We start from the raw sequence: 23,232 nt of genomic DNA, 5'->3' as shown, positions 1-23,232 counted from the left end.
ATTATGTCAAAACCACACATTTTCGCCCTATTTAGGCGTTTACACATATTTTCATGTTATAGGAACGTCATATTAAATTGCTTTAATCAAATTAATCACTGCTCATGCACTGACCATAAAACTAATCGATCGTCCAATTAGGAAAACCAAGGATGAAAAAGTTTGCAGGCCTCTTGGCAGCTACCTCCCTTCTTCTAACCTCCGCAGCATTTAGCTCTGGCGCTATGGCTCAAGACTGGCCAGATGAAGAAAAGGTTGTTTCTGTTGTCGTGCCTTTTGCTGCCGGCGGCGGCACCGACACTGCGTTTCGTCAGCTCACTGAGGAAGTAAAAAAATACCTCCCTGCACGCGTTCAGATCGTAAACATTTCTGGTGCTGGTAGCGCGAAGGGCACCAACGAAATGCTTCAGATGCCTGCTGACGGTTATGCTGTTCTGGCTTCCGGCACGCACACCATTGGCGCAACCATGCAGGGTCTGACCCCTGGTTACGACCAGCTGGACCAGATCCTTGGCCTGAACTGGGATCCATTCATCGTTGCTGTTTTGAAATCCCGTCCATACAAAGACTTTGACGGTCTTGTCGCAGCGGCAAAAGAAAAGCCAGGCAGCATCTGCCTTGGTAACGCAGGCATGGGCGGCGCAACCGGCCTTGCATCCGTTGGCATCAACCTCAAGTTTGACCGCGCATTCAACGTAACCCCGTTCAACGGTGGTCAGAACCTGCGTGCTGACGTTCTCGGCGGTCGTTGTGAAGCTGGTATCTTCTCCCAGTCCGAAATTCTTGCGAACGCTGAAGAACTGCAGCCACTTGTTGTTCTTTACGAAAACCGCTCTACCCTTGATGCGCTTTCCCACGTTCCAACTCTTGCTGAAACCGGCCACGGCGACCTTGCTGTACCAGGCGGTTCTTACAAGTCCCTCGCAGTACATAAAGACGTACCTGCTGACGTGAAGAAAATTCTTGCTGATACCTTTGCTCAGGCATTCAAATCTGAAGCTTATGCAGAGTTCATGGCAAACAACGGCGTTATTGCTGACTTCAGCGAAGGCGACGCAGCTGAAGCATACTTCCAGAGCCTTGTAGAAGGCTTCGAACCACTGGTTCGCGAAGCTGGTCTCTATAACAAGAAATAAGAAACGCCCCCCCTTTCGAGACAGCAGATAGGCCGGGGTTAACGCCCCGACCTATTTGCGTTTCATAACCCCAGTGAAACACAAAAATATGCGCTTATCGCTGCACCAGCTCTTTCCGCTCGGTCTGTTCATCTCAGCGATCGGATATTTGGCATTTGCACTTGGCATGCCTTCAACATCCATGATCGGTGATAGCTTTGGATACGATCCGGGCTCAGCGGTGGTACCTGTAGGTGCTGCCCTTGTGTTTGCCGCCTGCGCCCTTTGGTCCTTCTTCAAGAGCTTGAAAGAAAAAGGCGAAGGCGGACTGCCGGCGAATGCTCGCACCCTCATTTTCCTAAATGTGGTGCTTTCTATCGTATTCATCGCTGCGTTCCGCCATGTCGGTTTCCTTCTGTCTACCGGCGTAATTCTCTACGTTCTGATCTGGCTGAACCTGCGCGCGATCTCTGAAGCGTCGTCCCCAATCCGTGCGGTTGTTTGGGGCTTGGTGACAACAGGTTACCTCGTCGCCATGTATTCCGTTTCTCGTTTGATCATCAAAACGATGTTCAAGCTCGCGAGAACCCACGGATATTATGAGCTACGCGACCCGTTCTATCAGGCCCTTGCAGTTGTGGGCGTATTCCCGCTGCTCTTCATCGCGGTTGGCTATCTGCTTCCTAAACTGGGCGCGACCCGTCAGGAAGTTACGCTCATTCAGACCAGCGTTGGCACAACCTTGTCTGTCTACGTGCTCTTCCGCCTCATCTTTCTTGTGCAGCTGCCTCAAGGCCTGCTCTTCTGGTAAGCAGCCGGGATTACATTCATGACTGATATTCTTAGCGGCCTTGATCTGATTATGAACGCCCAGACAATTTTCTGGGTGGTCGTTGGTTCTATTCTCGGCATCATTCTGGGTGCTCTGCCTGGCTTGACCGCAACGATGGGCGTGGCATTGATGCTGCCCATCACATTCTACCTTCCAACTGCAACCGGTATGGCCCTGCTTATCTCGGTTTACACTGGTGCCGTTTCCGGTGCTTCTATCCCGGCAATTCTGCTTGGTATTCCGGGTAACCCGAACGCTCTGGCGACGGTAGAAGACGGTTACAAACTGGCTCAAAAAGGTTTGGGCAGCCTTGCACTTGGCAGTGCGGCGCTTGCATCCCTTATTGGTGGTTTCCTTTCTCTTCTCATCCTGTCCTTCTTTGCACCGTTCCTAGCACAGGCAACCCTTGCCTTTGGTCCGGCTGAAAAGTTCATGCTCGCTTTCCTTGGTATGGCTGTAATTGCAGCAGTAACCAGTAAGGACTTGAGCAAGGGCGTGATGATGGCAGCGCTCGGCGTTTGCCTTTCCTTGATCGGTACCGACCCGTTCACAAACGCACCTCGCATGCCATTTGCTGACGTACTGTCTTCGACACCTCTTCAGAGCGGCATCAAACTGATCCCTGCCCTTATCGGTCTCTTCGGTATCTCGCAGGTGCTTTACGATCTGGAACGCCTGAAAACCGGCAACCTCGCAATGCCGCAGGTGAAGATGGTTTACCCGTTCCCGACCATGAAGAAGCTGTGCCAGATGTGGCGCGTTATTCTGGAATCGACCGGTATTGGTACGGTGATCGGTGCAATTCCGGGTACCGGCGCAAGTATTGCCGTATTCCTTAGCCATGAGCGCGCAAAACACATCACCAACAAGCCGGGTTCCAAACTTGATAAAGTCGGCACCGGTTCTGTAGAAGGTGTGTTTGCTCCAGAAATCGCGAACAATGCGGTTACCGGCGGCGCACTCATTCCAGTTCTGACACTCGGTATTCCAGGCGACGCTGTAACAGCAGTTCTGCTGGGTGCTCTGCTTGTTAAGGGCATTGTTCCAGGTCACGAACTGTTCGTGTCCAACATGCCGCTGGTTTACAGCATCTTCTTCGGCATGGGTCTGTCTCTGATCGCAATGTTTGTGTTCCAGATGGCAGGTATTCGCCTATTCCCGAAAGTACTCGGTATCCCGCCTTCCCTTCTTATCCCGATTGTTGCGATGCTTTCCTTCGTCGGCACCTACGCAGTTGATGGTCAGGCTCCACTGACCGCGACCTACAACATGGGTGTAGCGTTTGCTCTAGGCGTCTTCGGGTACTTAATGAAGAAGGCGGACTATCCGGTCAGTCCTTTGGTGCTCGGGTTGATCCTTGGCCAGATGCTAGAGGAAAACCTACGCCTTGCAGTTAAGCTGGCTCAAGGTAGCTACCTGACTTTCGTTCAGAGCCCTATCGCATTGACCATGCTGGTTGGTGTCACGCTAGCTCTTCTGCTGCCTCGTTTACGTAAGCAGAAAAAAGCGTAATATCCAAGTCAAGACAATAAAGCCCGCTGCGATTTGCCGACCTTTTCGGCAGACCGGCGGGCTTTTTTATTTGGGCCACATTTAGCCTTTGAGATACGTCTAAATACTTTAAATAACTAAACTTCTTCCAATCTCCTTCAACTACCCATATAGCTTCGAATAAAACCATAGAGCGATAAAAATGCTACGCACACTTCTTCGCATCTTAGCGATCATAGTCCTTAAAATTCTTCTGATCGCTTCGATGACAACTCCAAGCCTTGCGTTGAAAGAGTGCAACGTCGCAAACTTGGCGACAAATGGTTTTAGCGGGCGGGTTAATTATCAGGAAGGAGAAATCCTTCCCTTGAGCCCGACCTTGGAGGGCAGGAAAGGACCGCCGCCAACGGGGACCGTAAAGGCTTTCGTCGGTGGGCGGCTGGCGGCAGAAACAACGATCACCTCCAGCTACACCGGCGGATATGTCGATATTGACATTCCCGGCCAAATTGGTGGAGCCCATTCCATTCATTGGGAATATCATCCAGACAGCGCTGCCCAGGCCACTTATGGTAAGGCATGTCGGTTCGTAATAGATGCCGAAGTAAAAGTTGCGTTTAAGGGCGCTTCCGTTCACAAAATAATCGACCACAATGGAAGCTCACATACACCTTCATACAAACCCATAAAAGTACCGCTTAATTCAGAAGTCATTGCAGTGATCGAGCGTTCTGGAATGTCTGATGCAGGCCATCAGAAGGTTTTGGATTCACAAAACTCGGATGGGATCTACTACCAATTAGCATCATGTTACGTGAAAGATAGCAATGGTAAGGCGCTCTTCTGCGCAGGCGGACAGAACACGAGAGTGTACACGGGCAATGAGTTTGTCGTGCCTAGTATCGACGTTCATCCACGTCAGGAGGTGATCGATTCGGATGGGTTCTTTGCGAAATCTCTTACGCTCCTCCAATACAAAAGCGATTGGTTCGCAAAAAAAGACTCCACTTTTTCAATACACTATGAGAAAGCGCCCGCGACGGTTTCAATCGAAACCAGTCCCACTGCTATTGTTGGAGAAGGTAGCCCTGTCACGATCGCCATACCTGCCGATCTCTCAGAAGGATATGTAAAGCTCACCGAAAACGGTGTTGGACGAAACATCCCACTCTCTTCATTTTCCGGTGGTCGGCATACCTATATCTTTACGCCTGATAGGAATGCCACGCATACTTTTGAAGCCACGCTACATACCTTTACCCATTTTGGTGAGACTGCTACTGCGGTCGAAGTTGGCGCGGGCGTAGAGATCTCGTTTTCTCCGCCACAGCAGCCGACGCTTCCAAGTGGCAGCTTCCTTTCAGATAAAGACTATCAGGTTCCCGTTACTGTAAGCTCTAGTGGTGGCCCGACACCCACCGGTCAGGTGGCACTCTTGGTCAATGGCTACCAACGTTCTCCTGTTGCTCTGGATAGCTCAGGCAGCGCCGTGTTGACTTTGAATACCACCAACAAAGGCGACCAATCTATAGCAGTTCGTTACTTGGGCGATGACGTTTATTTTGACACCAGTTCTGCTGCTCAGACTTGGGTGGCAAAATATCGGGAAATAGAAGTAGAACTCATTCCAGTAACAGAAGACCTCGTTGCTAAGGGAACCATCACTTACAAAGCTCGGGTCACGAATTTGAATGAGGACGAAGTACCCAAGGGGGATGAAGTTACTGTTGTAGGAATTGGCGATAGTCCCGTGGAATTACGTAGAAACAACTCCACACAGGGGGTCAACTACTGGGAGTCATACAGCAAGTACTTTACCCCCGCTGTGGCAGGTGATGTAACGCTAACTGCCAGCTACAAGCCCACATTTTCCTATTACGAGGAAACGGTCTCATCTGATACCACGTTCAGCGTACGCAAACGCAGAGCTGAGCTTAGGCCCAACATACCAACCGATTGGAGAGCTGGTAGCGAAAAAGAAATTACCGTTTCTCTGATTGATTTGGATGATCAAAATGAATCTCGGGTCAGAGCATGGCACGGGGCCTCAGAGCTTGGTCTTGAAGGGGGCTCCGGGAAGCATGAACAGCTGTATGGGCATCCAACCCATGGAACTGCAACCGTAACATGGACGCCTACAACAGCAGGCACTGCAACCATAAAGCTGACGAGCCGCGCCTCAGACGTCTATGAAGCTGCAACCCCTGTAACCGAGACTTTCGAGATATTGAAAGTTACGCCCAAGCTAACTCTGTCACTTAGCAAAAGTGCAGCGCATTTCGGCGATGAAATAACTGGTACAGCGTCCTTCACTTACTACTACCCACTGGATCGCCCTGAAGAGAAAATAACTTTCCAATGGCCCGATGGAACACAGCAGGAAGTGGTCGGCTCCAATTCCTCACCAATCATACAATACAGTCACACATGGACTGCGAACAAGCTAGGTGACTTTGAAGTAACAGCATCATTCCCCGGTAACAGCAACTTTGAAAGTCTGAGTGTCTCCAAACCGCTAACGGTTAACGCGCGGCCTGTTACGTTAAACCTCAGTGCCGAGCCAGCATCAGGCAATGAAGTTGAAAAGCCCGTCCAGCTAACTGCGACGGTAACTGACAATAATGATAGTGCGGTTGTACCGACCGGCACCGTTGTGTTCACATCCAGCCTGACCCGCCAAATCGTTGCGACGGTCGATCTTGATGCAGCAGGTACTGCAGAGACATCTTACACACCAACGGGAGAGGGTGACTACACCGTCACGGCTGCATATACCAATAAGGATGGGCATTTCGCGGGTGCAACAGAGCAAATCAACCTGACCGTCGTCAAGCGGCCGGACGGCTTTAGCTTCAACAGTAGCGGAGCATCTGCAGTCGTCGATGAGCCGGTTACGTTCCAGTTCTCAGCGGGAGATGGTAGCGAGCGTATCGCCACGGGCAATGTCACGATTACGGCAACTGATCAGCAGCCTGTTACCAAAACGCTCGCTGATGGAATGGGTACGCACATTTGGACGCCAGAGTCGGATGCAAGTTATGCGTTCACTGCCAATTACAGTGGTGACGCTGCCTTCCCTGCCGCAGAGCGGACGCAAAATATCACCGTCACAAAACGCCCGCTGGCCGTATCATTGCAGTCAGACATCTCGAACCCCAATGTGGGCGCTCCGGTCACCTTCACAATTAAAGCCTCTGACGAGAGCGCGGCAGCAGAAAAAATCGTTCCTGAAGGGTCGGTCATCATCACGAAAAATGGAGCCGACTTCGGCACCTATGCTCTGGACGACAATGGTGCGGCGACATTCAGCTGGACACCAGATGCCAAAGGCAGCTCTGATTTTGTCGCAAGCTATGCGCAAAACAGGATATTCGCAGGAGCTGAAAGCCCAAAGAAGACGATAGACGTTTCACTAAGAGCCCCGGAATTTATTTTTTCCGTCAATAACGTAGAGCCGCAGGTCAAAGAAACCATCATCTTCTCCATGGATTTACGAGAAGCAACCGGTCATTCTTTTGTGCCTTCCGGCATGGTCGAACTGCTTATCAATGGTGCTGTAGAAACTACGATTGAACTGGTCGATGGTTCTGCGACCTATGAGTGGACTGCAGACACCGAAGGTGCGGTGAACTTTAACGCTACGTATCTGGGCGACGCCACATTTGATAAAATCAATGCGTTGGGCTTAGTTGTAAGTGTAAACCGGAGAGCGCCGACCGTTACACTCATCTCCGATCTTGAAGAGCCCAAAATCGGGCAGGATATAACCCTATCAATTGAAGCAGGTGATACACCGGAATCCGAGTTCATACCCACCGGCGAAGTAGACCTACTGCTCGATGGTAATGTGCTAACAACGCTTACTCTTGCAGATGGTAAGGCATCGCACGTTTGGCGCTCAGACACCGCGCTCGCAGCATCCTTTATTGCCCGCTACAAAGGCGACAGCACCTTCTCGGCTCAAGACAGTGACAGTTTGTCTTTGGGCGTGGAGCGATATGATCTGGATGTATCTCTAACCTTTAGCGAACGCCCTATTCATGGCCAGTCCGTTGACCTTGTCGCCAACGTAGACGTTATCGAACCGGCGCCTCCTGCAACACCAATGCGGGCAGCTCGCACCCCGGTTCCGGTGCCAACGTTGACAGTCGATTTCAAAATCAACGGCCAGCACGTTGGTAGCAGCGATGTTGATGAGCATGGCATCGCCCGTACAAGCTGGCTGGCACAAGAAGGTACCCATCGATTTGCAGTAGTGGTTCGCGGCACAAACGCAACCAATGAAATAGAACATGGGCATACCACTCCTGTTTCTCCAGATATTCAGGGGCTATTTGATGAAAAGCGGGAAGAGGTTGCCCGAATTATGCGTGAGGACGCGCTTCGCGCGGCTGACGCTCGCCGCAAACAGTCTGACTACTTCCTGAAAGGCGCTCGTGAGCGACTAAGAGGCGGAGATGAGGCCGTTGCCCGCGCTGCAGATAAACCGCTAGATTATATCTTCAACGTCAACGCTGATGATGAGCAGAGCAACTTGCAAGGCGGCCTTGAAGGGCGAAAGCATCTGGATGCCTTCGACTACGTTTATTATGGCGATATGTCGATTACGCGGTCGGACGACCTTGGAACTGCAGTGGAGTTCAACACAGCGATTGCCGCAGAACGGCGCGTTTCGCCAAGCCTGCTGCTCGCGGGTTACTTTGGCGCTGAAGGCTCAAGCACCGATATAGACGGCAGCCTGACAGGACGGGTTGGAACGCTAGGCGTTAATCTGGGGCTCTATGGTGCTAAGTTGATTGGCGATAGTGTCGTCATCGATGGTCAGGCATCTCTTGCCCGCTTGCAGCATGATATGGGCCTGCAGGATGCAATTATCGGCATCGACGGTGAGTATCAAAGCACTGCTCTACAGGCGAGCTTTGGTATCTCGGGCAAGCATACCTTTGAGCATTTCTCTATCGAGCCAGCCATGGAGTTCCACCACACAAGTATCTTCCTGGAGGATGCCTCGCTTGATGCGACTGTTGACGGCTGGACCGAAGCGGTTGCAATGGGCAGTGATGAAATCCACGAAACCCGCTTTGCGTTCACTCCGCGCTTTGCTGTTCCTTTGACAGCGCTAAACGACGGTATGCTGAACCTTGAGCCATCCCTCATCTGCGAGCGTTTGGCTTATAGCGGGTCCGATAGCGAAACGGATTGCGGTTACGGCATGGAGATGGGTTTGGGCGCCTCCTTCGCAGAAGGGCGCGGACAAACAAACATCAGCTTTGAGAGCGAGAATGTGAACGACAATCACACAACCAGCTTGAGTCTGAAATGTAACTACAAGTTCTAAGGTTTAGCCTTCTGATCGGGGACAACCCCAATCCAGAGGCCATCGAACTCAACACAAATACAAAAAAGCCAGCCTCATAACAGAGGCTGGCTTTTTTGCTGTCATCAAACTGATGAACTGAACTTAAGCGTGACCACCATCAACGCTGATGATCTGACCGGTAATCCAGCCCGCTTTATCCGAGCAAAGGAAGGCAACTGTATCCGCGATATCCTGCGGCTCGCCCAAACGGCGCATATGGATACTGCCAAGAATAGCCTGCTGCTTTTCGGCCCCAAAGGCTTCCCACTGCTTCTCCGTTGAAGGATTGGAGAGGATGAAGCCCGGTGCAACGGAGTTAACCGTTATGCCGCAAGGCCCCAACTCCAACGCAAGCTGGCGGGTTAGACCAACAAGCGCATGCTTTGCAGATGCATAGGCCTGAATACCCGTAAGGCTCGGCTTAAGACCAGCGCCAGACGAAATGGTCGCAATGCGACCACTACCCGCGGCCTTCATGGAAGGAACGAAGCCTTGTGCGCACCACATGGCCGCATCGACGTTGGCCTGAAAGATGGCCTGCCAATCCGCCGTGTCGATTTCTTCCAGCGGCCGACCCACCTGCCCGCGCACACCGCCAGCAGAGGTAACCAGCCCATCGACTTTGCCGTGCAGCGCCAAAACGTCTTCGCAGACAGCAAGCGCACCTTCGCGATCACCCAGATCACCGCTATGCAACGTGATACCGTCGGCTTGAAGCGCTTCCATGCCTTTGGCGTCGATATCAATCGCAGCAACCGTTGCACCTTCCGCTACAAGTTGGCGTGCGATTGCAGCGCCAATGCCTTGAGCAGCGCCGGTCACAGCAAAGACTTTGCCTTCAAGATCTAATTGCATTGCGACACCAGAATATCAACGAGCTCAGGCTCCTGCTCGCGACGTCCCTCTTCAATGTCGTGAATGAGTTCAACCATCTTGGCAAGAACTGGCACAGAAAGGCCAACTTCGGCTGCCACTTCAACCATGGCGCCGATGTGAGCATCGACTTCGGTCTTGCGCTTTCGCACTGCCAGATCTCGCCAGATACCAGAGTGGGTTTTGGCTGTCTTGCTGTTATGCGCAACCATCAGGTCCATCGCTCGATTGATGCCCTCAGCGTCATTGCTTCCAAAGGCATCGGGATCAAAGCCGTTGAAGCCGATTGGAGACGCGCCAACCGCTTTAGCAAGGCTCATCACTTCATGGCCGAGCTGGGCAAATGCCGGGCGATGTTCCATGCGTGCCATAGAAGCGGCCATGGAATCTTGCGTCAGCGCTGTACAATAAAGCAGAGCTCCATAGCCCATTTTGCCCCACAGGTAACCCCAGATGTTATCGGTCGCAACGGCGTCCGGTTCCAGAGTTTGCAGCAGTGAATGGAGGTGAGCGATACGATCACTCATAGTGCCGTCTAGCTCACCAATCGCAACAGCCGCGCGGTTACCATAGAGGATGCGGCCCGGTTCCAACCAATCAGCGCCAAAGTTTACAAAGCAGCCAACAGTGTTTTCCGCGCCAATCCGTTCAGCAATGACCTTTTCATTCAGGCCATTTTGGGCAGAGACCACATAACCACCCGGGGCAAGATGCGGGATAAGCATCTCAAGGGCACCCGCTGTATGATGCCCCTTAACCGCAAGAAACACAGTTTCGAACTGGCCTTCAAGCTCTTCCGGCGTACTTGCAGGTAAAACCTGAGTAAACTCTTCAACCGGCCCCTCGATAACAAGGCCGGTGGTGCGCATGGCTTCAACGTGCTCGGCAACGATATCTACCATATGCACTTTGTGACCAGCCCGCGCGAGATACGCGCCGATGATGCCGCCAATAGCGCCGGCACCCCAGATTAGGATTGGAGCGTCGCTCATTTCCAATCGCCTTCAAGAAGATCGCGGGTTTCTTCAACTGCGATAGACCACAAACGGTTCATATCTTCGTCAGGCTTTTGATAGTAGCCGCCGTAGTTACCATCACCCATGAACTCACGCACACCAGCAGCGTTTAGATCACGAAGTTTGGAGAAATCGGCCATTGGCTTTTGCTCGTTTGGCAGTTCTCGGCCAGGCAGACGGGTAATCGGGAAGTTCTCCATCCACGAAGCATGGCTTGCAACAGGATCGATCTCCTGAACGCATTCCCATGTTTTCGGCGCACGCCACCAATCATGGAAACGGCATTTTGCATCCGGATGCGCTTCCATCCATTCCATTGCGACGACTTGTGCTGGGCTGTTGCCTCCGTGTCCGTTCACGATGAGAATTCGGCGGAAACCAGTTGCGTAAAGGCTATCCAAGATATCGCGCACAACTGCTGCGTAGGTTGACAGTTTCAGTGAAACAGAACCCGGATAACCAAGGAAATATGGCGCAAGACCGTATGAAACTACAGGAAATACCGGCACGCCGAGAGGCTCCGCTGCGGCTGCAGCCACCTCTTCAGAAAGGATGGAATCCACCGACAGGCTGAGATACGCATGCTGTTCGGTGCTGCCCAAAGGCAATACGGCGCGATCGTCGTTCTTGAGGTATTCTTCGACCTCAAACCAATTTGAATTGGCGATTTTCATTGTTATTTCCTGAATTTACCAGTGGTGGTTCGCAGCGCATCCAGCGCTGGAAGAAGTTTGGTTTCGATTGAATGCCTGTCTGGCGTATGGCGGTATTCAAAGCAGCTTTGGTCAGGGCGTAGTTTTTCCCGCAAGAACTCGGCACCTGATGCGTAAACAACAACATCAGCTTCCGCGAGCGCTTCATCCAAACCGCGCTCACCGCGAACAATCATCTTAAGACCCGCAATTTGAGGAGCGTACCGGCCTACGCCCGCTCTCATAGCGGTAACAAAACTTGAAAAATACGAATACGCCAGAACCTTGGATTCTGACGGGATGCTGGCGAGCGCAACGCGGGTCACCCGATTAACCAACATAGTCAGGCTCAGAACCGGAACATCCGGTGTTACCTGCTCCACCTTTTTCTGAAGCGTTGCTGTGGTGACGATGAAATCAATGTTCTTAGGAGGTGTGCGTGCGAACTGCGCATAGGTGATGGAAAACACTTCATCACCTTTCGGCAAATAAGGACGGATCTCATCAGCGTAGCCTCCGGTAGCAGGCGCGAAATTGCCGACCACCAGAACCCGGAGAGACCGTTGCTCGCTAGGGACCGGTGCCATACTAACTCTGAGGGCCAGTTCCTCCCGCGAAACGCCGCAGACTTGTGCAAGGCGGACGAGATCAACAATCCGCTCATCCAACTCTTTAGACAGTTGAGCAGATAAGCGTCTTCCCTCATCTTTTACGAAGGTTCCCGCGCCAACACGGCCTTCGATCAAACCCGAGCTCTGCAATCCTGCATAAACATTAGACACAGTTACAGGCGACATGGCTAATTTTTGGGCAAGATGCCGAATGGTCGGCATACGAGTTCCAGCAGGTAAATCACCTGACGCTATACCGAACTCTAGCGCGCCCCTAAGTTGCACCGACAAAGACACAGGAGAACCGCGGTCTATTGCAGCAACTATTCTATCGATAGCCATGTCTGTGGTGTTCTGATTTGCATCCATAATATTGTTACACTGCACTAAAACAATAGGGTCCGTCAATCAGCTTGAAAGCACCTTCAAGCCTAATTATTGGGCAACTTTGTTATAATTTCTGAATAGTTTCATTTTGTTTGTAACATGGTTGAGTTTCCCTCAGCTTGACTAAGCGCTATGGCAGCCCCTAATGTGACAGGCAATGATAACATTATAAATCTTGTATCACTTGTACGTGGTCTCTTGGGGCAATTATCATGAAGAATACTCTAAAATGCGCGGTAGCTGCCGTCGCACTTTTGGTCTCTGCACCAACCGTTTTCGCTGCGGATCTGGTTATCGGCGTTCGCGCAGGTCCAGACTCCATCGACCCGCACTGGTCTACCCTCGGCACACAAGCAGAAGCTCTGCACTACGTTTACGACACTCTCGTAGATGTTGATGCCAAGCTTCAGTTGAAGCCGGGCCTAGCTCTTAGCTGGGCCGCAGTCGCTGACACGACTTGGGAGTTCAAGCTGCGTGAAGGCGTTAAGTTCCACGACGGCACACCATTTACCGCAGAAGACGCGAAATTCTCCATCGATCGTATTCCTCATGTGACCGGTCCAAACCCTATGACCCTCTACACAAAGTATGTAGATCGCGTAGAGGTTATTGACGATTACACCCTCCATGTTCACACCAATGGTATTGCTCCGTCTCTACCAAATGACTTCACCCGTTTGTTTGTAATCCCTTCTGAAACCGGAATGGATGCACGCAACGCCGAGTTTAACTCCGGTGAAAAAGCGGTTGGTACCGGTCCCTACACTTTCGTGTCTTGGCAGCCTAAGGGCGACCTCGTGCTTAAGCGCAACGACGGTTACTGGGCAGGCGAAACCCATTGGGAAAACGTTGTTCGCCGCGAAATCGCTGACGATGCTGCACGCGTAGCGGCTCTGCGCTCTGGTCAGGTTGATATGATCAACTATGTTCCGGCAGCTGACTACCTTGCGATGAAGAACGACAGCGACGTTGAAACATTCGTTGGCGACTCCGTTTACATCCTGAACATCGCGCCAAACGTGAAAGACGTTGAACCACAGCCTATCAAAGTCAACGGCGTTGAAGTTGAAGGCAACCCATTGCAGGACATTCGCGTTCGTAAAGCACTGGACCTTGCGATCAACCGCGAAATCCTCGTGAAGATTGTTCTTGAAGGTCTTGGCACCCCAGCAAACCAGCTGATGCCAAAGGGCTTCTTTGGTTACTCCGAAAACATTCCGGCAGCTTCCTACGACATCAAACAGGCAAAAGCTCTGCTGGCTGAAGCTGGTTACCCAGAAGGTTTCGAGATCGACTTCACCTGTACCAACAACCGTGTACCGGGCGACAGCGTAGTGTGTGAAGCACTGGCACAGATGTGGTCCCGCCTTGGCTTGAAGGTAAACGCGCAGGCTCTCAACGGTACCGTATTCTTCCCTGCAGATGCACGCGGTGAGTACACCATGTCCATGTCCGCATGGGGCACAATTACCGGTGAAGCAGCATACACCTATGGTGCGCTGACCCACTCTCGCAACGACGAGCTTGGCTTCGGCAACTTCAACCGTACCGGTTATGCAAGCGAAGAGTTTGACAAGGTATTCCAGCAGGGCACTCAGACCCTCGACCCAGAAGCACGCCGCCCTCTTTATGAGCGGGCAAGTGAAATTGCTATGGAAGACCGCGCTCAGATCCCAACGATCACTCTCCAGTTCGTTTCTGCAGCAAAAGCTAACTTGCTGTCTTATGAGCCACGCGTAGACCAAGAAATCCGCGCCTACGAAATCTCCCCGGCTAAGTAATCAAGAAAAAGCGCTGCGCCCGTCCCGTTTATGGGCGCAGCTATTGCTGCCGACCAATTATCTAGAGGTTAAATGCTCAGCTATCTCGTCACCCGGCTTGCCCAAGCCGTGGTTGTGGTCTTCGCTATGTCGGTGATCGTCTTTGTTGGCGTTTTCGCCATCGGCAACCCAATCGACGTGATGATTGATCCTGGTGCAACACAGGAAATTCGTCAGCAGATGATTGAAAAGTATGGCTTTGACCAGCCGCTATACGTTCAATATTGGACTTTCCTTGAAAACGTCTTCCAAGGCGATATGGGAACATCTCTGGTCTATAACATTCCGGTAATCGAACTCGTTTTTTCGCGCTTTCCTGCTACTTTGGAACTCGTTCTGGTTGCCGTTGGCATCGCTGCTGTTATCGGCATTCCTGCAGGTTTGTGGGCTGGCTACCGCCCGGAAAGCAAAAGCGCCAAACTTATCATGGCTCTTTCCGTACTCGGCTTCTCCGTACCGACCTTCTGGATTGGCATGCTGCTGATTATGGGCTTTGCCGTTGAGCTGGGTGTACTGCCTTCTGGCGGCCGCGGCGACGTTGGCTCTTTCCTTGGCATTTCAACATCTCTGGCAACTGCAGATGGCTGGAGCCATATCATTTTGCCAGCAATCAACCTGTCGCTGTTCAAAATGGGCCTTCTCATCCGCCTGACACGCGCAGGTATGGTGGAAGCGATGTCCATGGATTACGTGCGCTTTGCACGCGCTCAGGGCTTGCCGGATAACCAGATTGTTTTCAGCCACATTCTACGCAACATCTCCATTCCAATTGTAACCGTCTTCGGTCTTGAACTTGGCTCCACCTTGGCCTTCGCCGTTGTAACCGAAAGCGTCTTTACTTGGCCGGGCGTTGGTAAGCTGATCATCGACTCCATCATGCAGCTAGACCGCCCTGTTATGGTTTCCTATCTGGTGCTTGTTGTTATCCTGTTTGTTTTCATCAACCTCGCTGTTGATCTGATCTATGCGTGGCTTGATCCGCGTGTCCGCCTAAAAGGAGGCGCATAATGGCCGAGATCTCAACCACGCCACCTGTACAAGTAGAAAACCCACTTGAAGGGCGCGTTGAGCGCCTGCGCAATTTCTGCTCCGACTTCAGCCAGTCAAAAGTTGCTCTGGCAGCACTGGCTGTCATCATTGCCCTGTTTGCAGTTTCCTTTGGCGCTCCAATCTTTTCGCCGCAAGATCCTTACGATCTCGCGATGCTGGATTGGATGGACGCGTTCCTTGAACCGGGTTCCGAAGGCTCTGGCGGCTATATCCATATTCTCGGTACAGACAACGTTGGCCGCGATATGCTCTCAGCAATCTTTTATGGATTGCGCACCAGCTTCATGATTGGCCTATCCGCTGGCGCTCTGGCTCTTCTCGTCGGCATCTGCGTAGGCCTGACTGCTGCTTACTTTGGCGGCAAGATTGAAGCCGTGCTGATGCGTGTTGTTGATCTGCAGCTTTCTATGCCAGCTATCCTTCTGGCACTGGTGATGATCTCTATTCTGGGTCAGGGCATTATGCAGATCATCATGGCTCTTGTGGTCGCCCAGTACGCTTACTTTGCCCGCACCACGAACGGTGCTGCAAAAGTTGAGCGCTCAAAAGACTACATTGAAGCTGCACGCTCTACTCCGTTGCCAACGCACCGTGTTCTGTTCCGCCATCTGCTGCCAAACGTTATGCCTCCGCTCATCGTTGTGGCAACGGTTCAGGTCGCCTCCGCAATTGCGCTAGAAGCCACCCTCTCCTTCCTAGGTGTCGGCTTGCCGCTTACCGAGCCGTCTTTGGGTTCTCTCATTTCCAACGGCTTTAAATACATTCACTCCGACCGTTACTGGTTGTCCATCTATCCGGGTATTGGCCTCATGATCGCAGTTATCGCCATCAATCTGGTAGGTGATCAGGTCCGTAAGGTGCTCGATCCGAGGAACAGCCGATGACCGCTGCCCTAGAAGTTCGTGGTCTCACCACGCAGTTTGAAACCCGTGGCGGCGTTGTCACCGCAGTCAATAATGTAAGCTTCAAGGTAGAGCCGGGTAAGGTGCTGGGCCTTGTGGGCGAAAGTGGCTCTGGCAAGAGTGTAACCGGCTTTTCCATTATGGGTTTGATTGACAACCCGGGCCGCGTTACCGCCGGTGAAATCTTCGTTCACGGCGTGGATATGCGTAAACTCAGCGCAACCGAGCAGCGACAGATGCGTGGCCGTGATATCGCTATGGTGTTTCAGGACCCGATGATGACGCTGAACCCTGTTCTGCGTATCGGCGACCAGATGGCAATGGCCGTTCGTGTTCACGAAAAAACCACCAAGCGTGCTGCTTGGGACCGTGCAAGAGCTGCTCTGGAGATCGTAGGTATTCCGTCTGCTGGTGAACGCCTTTGGGCCTATCCGCATCAGCTTTCCGGTGGTATGCGCCAGCGTGTTGCAATCGCTACGGCGCTCCTGCACCAGCCTGCAGTGATCCTTGCCGATGAGCCGACCACTGCACTCGACGTGTCCATTCAGGGCCAGATTCTTGCAGAAGTTCGCCGTCTTGCAGATGAAACAAACACGGCAATCGTCTGGGTAACCCACGATCTTGCTGTGATCTCGTCTTTCGCGGACGACATCGCTGTAATGTACGCAGGCCGCATTGTGGAGACTGGAACGGCGGAAGAAGTTATCGCCAATCCGCGCCACCCGTATACCCGTGGTTTGATTGAGTCTGTGCCGTCTCTTCACCAAGCAGGTGAGAAGCTGCCGCAGATTCCGGGTGCTACTCCGCAGCTTTCCAAGCTGCCACAGGGTTGCCCGTTCCGTCCTCGTTGTAACGTTGCAAACCAAGCTTGTCTTGGTGAGCCACCTGCTCACGACCTTAGTGGTCGCCGGGTAGTGTGCCACCGCCCTCTGGAGGCTGCAGCATGAGCGATATCCTGCTGAAAATCGACGCAGTATCCAAGCGTTTCACTCGCAAGCCGGGCGTTGTTGCTGCTGCAATTGACCGCGTTACTGGTAAGGACTCCACGGTCACCGTGCACGCTGTATCCAACGTGTCTCTAGAAGTAGAGCGCGGAGAGGTTCTCGGCATTGTGGGTGAATCCGGATGTGGCAAGTCCACACTGGGCCGAATTGTGTCGGGTATCTATGCGCCGACTGAAGGCGAAGTGCTGCTTAACGGCGACATTGTTGCCAAAGAGGTGCACGGTGCAGTTCAAAAGCAGACAACCCGTGTGCAGATGATCCATCAGGACCCTTTTGCAAGTTTGAACCCACGAATGAAAGTTGGTGAGATCATTGCTGAAGGACCGCGCATTCATGGCCTCATTCCTGCAAAGGAAGTCAATGACCGCGTAGGAGCGTTGTTGGAGAAGGTTGGCCTTGAGCGAGCCTATGCGAACCGCCTGCCACACCAGTTCTCCGGTGGTCAGCGCCAGCGTGTTGCTATTGCCCGTGCGCTTGCCATGTCTCCAGAACTGCTGGTTCTGGATGAAGCAGTGGCTTCTCTCGACGTCTCCATTCAGGCGCAGGTTCTCAACCTGTTCATTGATTTGCGAAAAGACCTCGGCTTGACTGCGCTGTTCATCAGCCACGATCTTTCCGTGGTCCGCCATGTTTGCGACCGCGTAGCCATTATGTATCTCGGCCGTCTTGTGGAGCTGGCTCCTGCTAGCGATCTCTATGAAAAGCCTTTGCACCCTTACACCAGCGCTTTGTTCGATTCCGTTCCGAAGCTCGGCGTAGGCAAGAGATCATTTGCAGCAATTCAGGGCGAAATTCCATCGCCGATCAATCCTCCGTCTGGCTGCGCATTCCATCCGCGCTGTCCATTTGCGGGCCCGCGTTGTAAAGTTGAAATTCCAACTATTGCTAAAGCGGGAACAGGCCGATCCGTTGCCTGCCATATCCATAATGGTGGCACAGGCGCTGAGGCCTCTGTTCCCGTATTTACGGAAGCTGCTGCATGAACGAGAACTTCAAGGGTCTTGTTGGCCGCCTGAATGACGTGCTCAGTACAGTCAACCTCCTGAGCTGGGATGCGCGGGTTATGATGCCTTCTGGGGGCGCTGAAACCCGCGGCCACCAGATCGCAACTCTCATGGGTATCGCGCGTGATATGGTCCTCGATCCTGCAATGGTCGAGGCCGCACAGGCCGTCTTTGAAACCGCGCAAAGTGAAACGGATCGCCGCGCAGCAAGTGCTGTTTTGGAAGCGAGTTCCTATCACTCCAAGATCCCTGCTTCATTGCTGCGCCGTAAGGCAGAGGCTTCTGTAATTGCTGGCAATGCTTGGGCAGATGCGCGCGCCACTGCCGACTTCAAACTGTTTCAGCCTCATCTTGAAGACATCGTTTCCTTGGCGCGAGAAACCGCTCAGTGCCTTGGCTATGAAGATCACCCGTACACCCCGCTTGTCCAGGTTTATGAAGGCGGAGCAACCGCAACCGGTCTATCTCAATTCTTTGATGAACTGCGAAGCGGTATTCGGCCGATCCTTGAAACGGCGTTGTCTCGCCCTGCACCGCGCAAAGACTTCTTGTACCGTGATTTCAACATCGAAAAGCAGAGAGAGTTTTGCGCCAAGATTGCTGAAGAGCTAGGTTACGACACCGCTCGTGGCCGCCTCGATACCACGGTACATCCGTTCGAGATTTCCTTCACCCGCAACGATGTGCGGATCACCTCGCGCTGGGACCCTAACTACTTGCCGATGGCCATCTTCGGCACCATCCATGAAACGGGACATGCGCTGTACGAACAGGGCGTGAAGGATGAGTACACCCGCAGCGCTCATACAACCGATATGATCGGGCTGTATGCTGTAGGCGGTAACAGTTTTGGTATGCACGAAAGCCAGTCGCGCCTTTTAGAAAACCACATTGGCCGCTCTCCAACCTTTTGGGCGAAGCACTACGGCACGTTGCGTGACACCTTCCCTGACCAACTGGGTGATGTGAGCGTTGAGGAGTTTGTAGCAGCCGTTAACCGCGTCGATCCGGGCCTCATTCGCGTTGAAGCGGATGAGATGACCTACGACTTGCACATCATGCTACGGGTTCGCCTCGAAATGTCATTGATGGATGGTTCGCTCAGTGTTGCAGATGTTCCAGCAGCATGGAATGAAGCAATGGAAAACGACCTCGGACTTTGCGTGCCAAACGATGGTCTTGGCTGCTTGCAAGACGTTCATTGGTCTCACGGCTACATTGGTTCGTTCCCGACCTATACAATCGGCAACAGTACAGCAGCCCAGATCATGGCGCACATCAAAGCGACTGACCAAAACGCTCACGCCAAGATGATGAGCGGTGATGCGGAGCAAATTCAGTCCAAGCTTGGCGAAATGGTGTGGCAGCACGGCCGCGCTGTTAGCCGCGCTGAAATCCTCGAAGGCATTGGCTGCAACGCCTATGATCCAACCGCTTACCTGAATTACCTTTCTGGCAAATTCAACTAAGCCACAGCACGAAGCGTGATGCGTGCAGGAAGGCGTTCAACAACGCCCGTACCCTTCGGCTAAATTTCTTGGGCCTCACGCATCAAGCGCATTCTCATCCGCTGCGCGTATTCAATATGTTTACGTGCAGCGGCATCAGCCTTATCAGGATCACGCTGACGAATGCCCTCAAGAATTGCCTTGTGCTCCTCGTAGGCTTCCTTGATACGGGGCGAGCCCTCCAACGTTGTACCACCTAACACCGCGAGCGCATTGCTAAGCGCCATAACCGATTTCAATAGAAACGGGTTTTTCGCAGCATGGTAGAGGTATGTATGGAACTGTCGGTTTGCGGCAGCGGCTTTACGCTCATCTCCATCAGCTTCAAGCATCAAAGCGTTTAGCTCTTCCAGCTCACTGATTTCCGGCTCAGAAGCATGCTGGGCCGCCATGCGCGCTGCTGTACCTTCCAAAACTGCCCGCATCTCGTAAAGCTCGATCACCTCACGCTTGCTCATCTGCTTTACGACAGCACCAAGCCGCGGCTCATGAACGATCAACCCTTCGCCTTCTAGCCTGCGAATAGCATCCCTCACGGGCGTGCGGCTGATCCCAAAACGTTCCGCGATTTCGACTTCCCGAATGCGCGCACCCGGCCCGATTTCGCCTGTTTGAATCGCTTCAAACAGTTTCTGATAAGCCGCTTGACTGCGAGATTGCTCGCCGCCTTCCTCTGTACTCACGCGCATTCCTCCTCTGAGATCCGTCGATTTTTCTGCCACTTCCAATTGTCTATTGCAATCAGAAATATTTCTGAATACATCTGTATACATAGGTATTCATATTTACTTGGAGTGAGACCATGAGGGAGGAAATCGAAGGCCGCACCTTCGATGTTCTGGTCATCGGCGGCGGGCATGCCGGTTTGACCGCAGCCGTTTGCGCTGCTGAAAAAGGGGCAACGGTCTGTGTGCTGGAAGGCGCGCCACACACGCACCGCGGGGGCAATAGCCGCCACACACGTAATTTGCGTGCTATGCATGATGCGCCCACGGACGTGCTAACGGACGCATATCCTGAACAAGAGTATTGGGAAGACCTGCTGAGGGTCACCAAGGGCAAAACCAACGAGCAACTGGCTCGCATGGCCATTCGCGGCTCATCTGAAAGTGTCGCGTGGCTGCAAGATCATGGCGTCCATTTTCAGCCTGCACTCGGTGGCACGCTACATCTTGGAAGAACCAACGCCTTCTTCATGGGCGGCGGAAAGGCAGTGATGAACGCGCTTTACCGAAGTGCACGAGACCTCGGTGTAGTGGTGGCATACGATGCGCCAGTTAAGGATCTGGATTTCCAGGACGGCTTTTTCCAAAGTGCCACAGTGGAGAGCAAAGAAGGCACTTATGTTGCCAAAGCAAAAACGCTCGTAGCCTCTGCTGGCGGGTTTGAGGCCAATCTAGAATGGTTAGAAGAAGCTTGGGGACCGACGGCAAAAAACTTCCTCATTCGCGGTACGCCATATAACCGCGGCGACTTACTCAAAACACTACTTGCCTGCGGTGCGCAACAAATTGGCGACCCGAAGCAATGTCATGCGGTTGCGATTGATGGCCGCGCACCAAAGTTCGACGGCGGCATTGTTACCCGCGTGGACTGCGTCTCTCTAGGAATCGTTGTGAACGTCAATGGTGAGCGGTTCTATGATGAAGGCGAAGACTTCTGGCCTAAGCGCTATGCTATTTGGGGACGCCTTGTGGCAGGTCAACCAGAGCAATTGGCTCACGTCATAATCGATAAGAAGTCCGAGGGCATGTTTATGCCACCGGTATTCAAACCAGAAGTGGCCGACACCATTCCGGAGCTTGCTGCAAAAATTGGCGTACCTGTTGAGACGCTTGAACAAACAGTGAGCGACTTCAACGCCGCTGTCGTGGACGGCGCCTTCAATCACACAGAACTGGATGATTGCCATACCGAGGGCCTGGCGGTGAACAAAACCCACTGGGCAAGAACAATCGACAAACCGCCGTTCAGAGCGTTCTCACTAAGACCGGGCATCACCTTTACCTATCTGGGAGTGGGAGTAAATGAACGCGCCCAGATGCTCATGGATGACGGGAAACCTTCAGCTAACGTTTTTGCTGCAGGTGAAATCATGGCCGGAAACGTTTTGGGTGAAGGGTATCTGGCTGGAATTGGTATGACTATTGGCGGTGTCTTTGGCCGCATTGCAGGTAAGGAGGCCGCTCGCCATGCACTTAACTGAGGCCCTGAAAGATGCCGACCGCATCATGTCTATCTGCAACGCCTGTCGTTATTGCGAGGGGCATTGTGCAGTATTTCCGGCAATGGAGAAGCGGCTAGAGTTTAACCCCGCTGACCTGAACTACCTCGCAAACCTTTGCCATAACTGCGGCTCTTGCTACCACCATTGCCAATACGCAGACCCGCACGAGTTTGACGTCAACGTGCCGAAAACGTTCTCCAAGGTACGCACGGAAAGCTATGGTGAATATGCTTGGCCGCCGGTGATGAAGGGCATCTACAAAAAGAACGGCTATTGGGTCGCTGGAATTGGCAGCGCCGCAGTAATCGGCTTTACGGTTTTGACCTCAATGATCGTTGGAGGTGCAGCCTTCTTTTCACCTAATCCCGAAGGCTTTTACGGCATCATGCCTCACAACGTTATGGCAGGCATCTTCGGCTTCGTGGCGATTTTTGCGCTCTTCGCATTGTTCATGGGCATTGCGCGTTTTTGGTCTGCAATCGGACTTCCCAGTCCGCTAGGCCTAAAGCGAGCTGAAATCCTACAAGCTATTCACGACGCGCTCACGCTTAAGTACATGGGTGGCGGCAATTCTGATGGCTGCACATACCCGGATGAGAAACCATCGAAGTGGCGTAGGCGTTTCCATCACATGACGTTCTATGGCTTCATGTTGTGCTTTGCCGCCACTTCGGCTGGAACCATCATGCACTACCTTGCCGGCCTTCACGCGCCCTATGATTTTACCAGCCTGCCCAAAATTCTCGGTAGTCTGGGCGGCATTGGCCTGCTTATAGGTCCTGCTGGGCTTTTGTGGCTTAAAGGCAAGGCTGATGACCGTGTGAAAGATGAAAACACCACAAGCATGGATATCGCGTTCCTTGTGCTGTTGTTCATGGTCAGCCTAACCGGTTTTGCTCTGGTTTTCTTGGGCGGAACAAGCTTGCTCGGCCTCGCCCTCACCGTCCACTTGGGCTTTGTGGCTACGTTTTTCCTTACAGTGCCTTATGGCAAATTCACCCACGGCTTCTATCGTTTGGTAGCGCTCATCGCTCATGCATACGAAGAGAAAAACGGGAAAGCTCTACCGGTAAAAACAGAGACCAAGATGGCGGCATAAACGCGCTATTTGCCAAAAGAACTTCAAACCAAAGAAGCCCCGACCATGCTGCATGGCCGGGGCTTTTTGGATGGTGGAGTTTTGGAGGAACCCATCCAATCTTTGATTACATGATGCCGAACTTCTTGAAGGCGTCAGCGGTGCTCATGCCGTTTTGCAGCGCTTCAAGCACTTCGTTTTCACCGCGGGCTTTCTCAACTGCGCCTTCAAAAGCTTCCACTTCGATTTCCTGCGGAATGACT

17 protein-coding genes are annotated in these 23,232 nt (G+C 52.6%); 12 read left to right on the top strand and 5 right to left on the bottom strand.

Annotation, left to right across the window (positions count from 1 at the left end; translation table 11 throughout):
* Nucleotides 1-152 precede the first annotated feature (152 nt).
* From E1162_RS12880 to E1162_RS12865, 4 genes are all read left to right on the top strand, one after another.
* On the top strand, nucleotides 153-1,136 hold the full coding sequence (locus E1162_RS12880) for a Bug family tripartite tricarboxylate transporter substrate binding protein (protein WP_155131581.1): 984 nt from the start codon (nucleotides 153-155) through the stop codon (nucleotides 1,134-1,136).
* 88 nt (nucleotides 1,137-1,224) lie between these two features.
* Nucleotides 1,225-1,926, top strand: a complete 702-nt coding sequence (locus E1162_RS12875) for a tripartite tricarboxylate transporter TctB family protein (protein ID WP_155131578.1) — start codon at nucleotides 1,225-1,227, stop codon at nucleotides 1,924-1,926.
* 18 nt (nucleotides 1,927-1,944) lie between these two features.
* Complete coding sequence (locus tag E1162_RS12870; RefSeq protein WP_155131575.1) at nucleotides 1,945-3,459, top strand: tripartite tricarboxylate transporter permease; 1,515 nt, start codon at nucleotides 1,945-1,947, stop codon at nucleotides 3,457-3,459.
* Between the two features lie 181 nt (nucleotides 3,460-3,640).
* Entirely contained in the window at nucleotides 3,641-8,776 is a 5,136-nt protein-coding gene (locus tag E1162_RS12865) for an Ig-like domain repeat protein (RefSeq protein WP_155131572.1), read from the top strand.
* A gap of 123 nt (nucleotides 8,777-8,899) precedes the next feature.
* Here the strand turns inward: E1162_RS12865 and E1162_RS12860 are convergent, their stop codons facing one another.
* The 4 genes from E1162_RS12860 to E1162_RS12845 are packed head-to-tail and all read right to left on the bottom strand — an operon-like array spanning nucleotide 8,900 to nucleotide 12,358.
* Nucleotides 8,900-9,652, bottom strand: coding sequence for an SDR family NAD(P)-dependent oxidoreductase (locus E1162_RS12860; protein ID WP_155131569.1), 753 nt, complete (start codon nucleotides 9,650-9,652; stop codon nucleotides 8,900-8,902).
* Nucleotides 9,643-10,662, bottom strand: a complete 1,020-nt coding sequence (locus E1162_RS12855; RefSeq protein ID WP_155131566.1) for a ketopantoate reductase family protein — start codon at nucleotides 10,660-10,662, stop codon at nucleotides 9,643-9,645. Before E1162_RS12855 ends, E1162_RS12860 begins: the two co-directional genes overlap by 10 nt.
* A complete protein-coding gene (locus E1162_RS12850; RefSeq protein ID WP_155131563.1) occupies nucleotides 10,659-11,360 on the bottom strand; it encodes a creatininase family protein in 702 nt (233 codons plus the stop codon). The genes E1162_RS12855 and E1162_RS12850 overlap by 4 nt, the downstream gene beginning before the upstream one ends.
* Nucleotides 11,361-11,362: 2 nt before the next feature.
* A complete protein-coding gene (locus tag E1162_RS12845) occupies nucleotides 11,363-12,358 on the bottom strand; it encodes a GntR family transcriptional regulator (RefSeq protein WP_155131560.1) in 996 nt (331 codons plus the stop codon).
* Between the two features lie 230 nt (nucleotides 12,359-12,588).
* Here E1162_RS12845 and E1162_RS12840 point away from each other — a divergent pair, with 230 nt between their 5' ends.
* The 6 genes from E1162_RS12840 to E1162_RS12815 all read left to right on the top strand — a co-directional run bounded on the left by E1162_RS12840 (nucleotide 12,589) and on the right by E1162_RS12815 (nucleotide 19,625).
* Nucleotides 12,589-14,157 carry an ABC transporter substrate-binding protein gene (locus tag E1162_RS12840; RefSeq protein WP_155131557.1) on the top strand — a complete coding sequence of 523 codons (1,569 nt, stop codon included), beginning with the start codon at nucleotides 12,589-12,591 and terminating at the stop codon, nucleotides 14,155-14,157.
* A 72-nt stretch (nucleotides 14,158-14,229) separates the two neighbouring features.
* Complete coding sequence (locus E1162_RS12835) at nucleotides 14,230-15,204, top strand: ABC transporter permease (protein WP_155131554.1); 975 nt, start codon at nucleotides 14,230-14,232, stop codon at nucleotides 15,202-15,204.
* Nucleotides 15,204-16,130, top strand: a complete 927-nt coding sequence (locus E1162_RS12830; protein WP_155131551.1) for an ABC transporter permease — start codon at nucleotides 15,204-15,206, stop codon at nucleotides 16,128-16,130. Before E1162_RS12835 ends, E1162_RS12830 begins: the two co-directional genes overlap by 1 nt.
* Nucleotides 16,127-17,095: an ABC transporter ATP-binding protein gene (locus E1162_RS12825; RefSeq protein WP_155131548.1), complete on the top strand. Its 969-nt coding sequence runs from the start codon at nucleotides 16,127-16,129 to the stop codon at nucleotides 17,093-17,095. The genes E1162_RS12830 and E1162_RS12825 overlap by 4 nt, the downstream gene beginning before the upstream one ends.
* A complete protein-coding gene (locus E1162_RS12820; RefSeq protein ID WP_155131545.1) occupies nucleotides 17,092-18,135 on the top strand; it encodes an ABC transporter ATP-binding protein in 1,044 nt (347 codons plus the stop codon). The genes E1162_RS12825 and E1162_RS12820 overlap by 4 nt, the downstream gene beginning before the upstream one ends.
* Entirely contained in the window at nucleotides 18,132-19,625 is a 1,494-nt protein-coding gene (locus E1162_RS12815; RefSeq protein WP_155131542.1) for a carboxypeptidase M32, read from the top strand. The genes E1162_RS12820 and E1162_RS12815 overlap by 4 nt, the downstream gene beginning before the upstream one ends.
* Before the next feature lie 59 nt (nucleotides 19,626-19,684).
* Here the strand turns inward: E1162_RS12815 and E1162_RS12810 are convergent, their stop codons facing one another.
* Nucleotides 19,685-20,347 carry a GntR family transcriptional regulator gene (locus E1162_RS12810; RefSeq protein WP_371311931.1) on the bottom strand — a complete coding sequence of 221 codons (663 nt, stop codon included), beginning with the start codon at nucleotides 20,345-20,347 and terminating at the stop codon, nucleotides 19,685-19,687.
* A gap of 119 nt (nucleotides 20,348-20,466) precedes the next feature.
* Between E1162_RS12810 and tcuA the strand changes: the two genes are divergently transcribed.
* Nucleotides 20,467-21,870: an FAD-dependent tricarballylate dehydrogenase TcuA gene (tcuA, locus tag E1162_RS12805; protein WP_155131537.1), complete on the top strand. Its 1,404-nt coding sequence runs from the start codon at nucleotides 20,467-20,469 to the stop codon at nucleotides 21,868-21,870.
* Nucleotides 21,857-22,990 carry a tricarballylate utilization 4Fe-4S protein TcuB gene (gene tcuB, locus E1162_RS12800; protein WP_155131534.1) on the top strand — a complete coding sequence of 378 codons (1,134 nt, stop codon included), beginning with the start codon at nucleotides 21,857-21,859 and terminating at the stop codon, nucleotides 22,988-22,990. Before tcuA ends, tcuB begins: the two co-directional genes overlap by 14 nt.
* The last annotated feature ends 242 nt before the right edge of the window (nucleotides 22,991-23,232 follow it).

The sequence above is a fragment of the Pseudovibrio flavus genome (assembly GCF_009711345.1).
In the GTDB taxonomy this organism is placed as follows: domain Bacteria; phylum Pseudomonadota; class Alphaproteobacteria; order Rhizobiales; family Stappiaceae; genus Pseudovibrio; species Pseudovibrio flavus.
The sequence above is the reverse complement of the archived record's forward strand: the minus strand, read 5'-3'. Positions and strand labels throughout refer to the sequence as shown.

Excerpts from the sequence above, each read along its gene's own strand:
- tcuB (WP_155131534.1), top strand. The coding sequence starts at position 21,857 with ATGCACTTAACTGAGGCCCTGAAAGATGCCGACCGCATCATGTCTATC.
- E1162_RS12825 (WP_155131548.1), top strand. The coding sequence starts at position 16,127 with ATGACCGCTGCCCTAGAAGTTCGTGGTCTCACCACGCAGTTTGAAACC.
- E1162_RS12840 (WP_155131557.1), top strand. The coding sequence starts at position 12,589 with ATGAAGAATACTCTAAAATGCGCGGTAGCTGCCGTCGCACTTTTGGTC.
- E1162_RS12860 (WP_155131569.1), bottom strand. The coding sequence starts at position 9,652 with ATGCAATTAGATCTTGAAGGCAAAGTCTTTGCTGTGACCGGCGCTGCT.
- tcuA (WP_155131537.1), top strand. The coding sequence starts at position 20,467 with ATGAGGGAGGAAATCGAAGGCCGCACCTTCGATGTTCTGGTCATCGGC.
- E1162_RS12830 (WP_155131551.1), top strand. The coding sequence starts at position 15,204 with ATGGCCGAGATCTCAACCACGCCACCTGTACAAGTAGAAAACCCACTT.
- E1162_RS12815 (WP_155131542.1), top strand. The coding sequence starts at position 18,132 with ATGAACGAGAACTTCAAGGGTCTTGTTGGCCGCCTGAATGACGTGCTC.
- E1162_RS12855 (WP_155131566.1), bottom strand. The coding sequence starts at position 10,662 with ATGAGCGACGCTCCAATCCTAATCTGGGGTGCCGGCGCTATTGGCGGC.
- E1162_RS12870 (WP_155131575.1), top strand. The coding sequence starts at position 1,945 with ATGACTGATATTCTTAGCGGCCTTGATCTGATTATGAACGCCCAGACA.
- E1162_RS12850 (WP_155131563.1), bottom strand. The coding sequence starts at position 11,360 with ATGAAAATCGCCAATTCAAATTGGTTTGAGGTCGAAGAATACCTCAAG.
- E1162_RS12875 (WP_155131578.1), top strand. The coding sequence starts at position 1,225 with ATGCGCTTATCGCTGCACCAGCTCTTTCCGCTCGGTCTGTTCATCTCA.
- E1162_RS12865 (WP_155131572.1), top strand. The coding sequence starts at position 3,641 with ATGCTACGCACACTTCTTCGCATCTTAGCGATCATAGTCCTTAAAATT.
- E1162_RS12880 (WP_155131581.1), top strand. The coding sequence starts at position 153 with ATGAAAAAGTTTGCAGGCCTCTTGGCAGCTACCTCCCTTCTTCTAACC.
- E1162_RS12835 (WP_155131554.1), top strand. The coding sequence starts at position 14,230 with ATGCTCAGCTATCTCGTCACCCGGCTTGCCCAAGCCGTGGTTGTGGTC.
- E1162_RS12845 (WP_155131560.1), bottom strand. The coding sequence starts at position 12,358 with ATGGATGCAAATCAGAACACCACAGACATGGCTATCGATAGAATAGTT.
- E1162_RS12820 (WP_155131545.1), top strand. The coding sequence starts at position 17,092 with ATGAGCGATATCCTGCTGAAAATCGACGCAGTATCCAAGCGTTTCACT.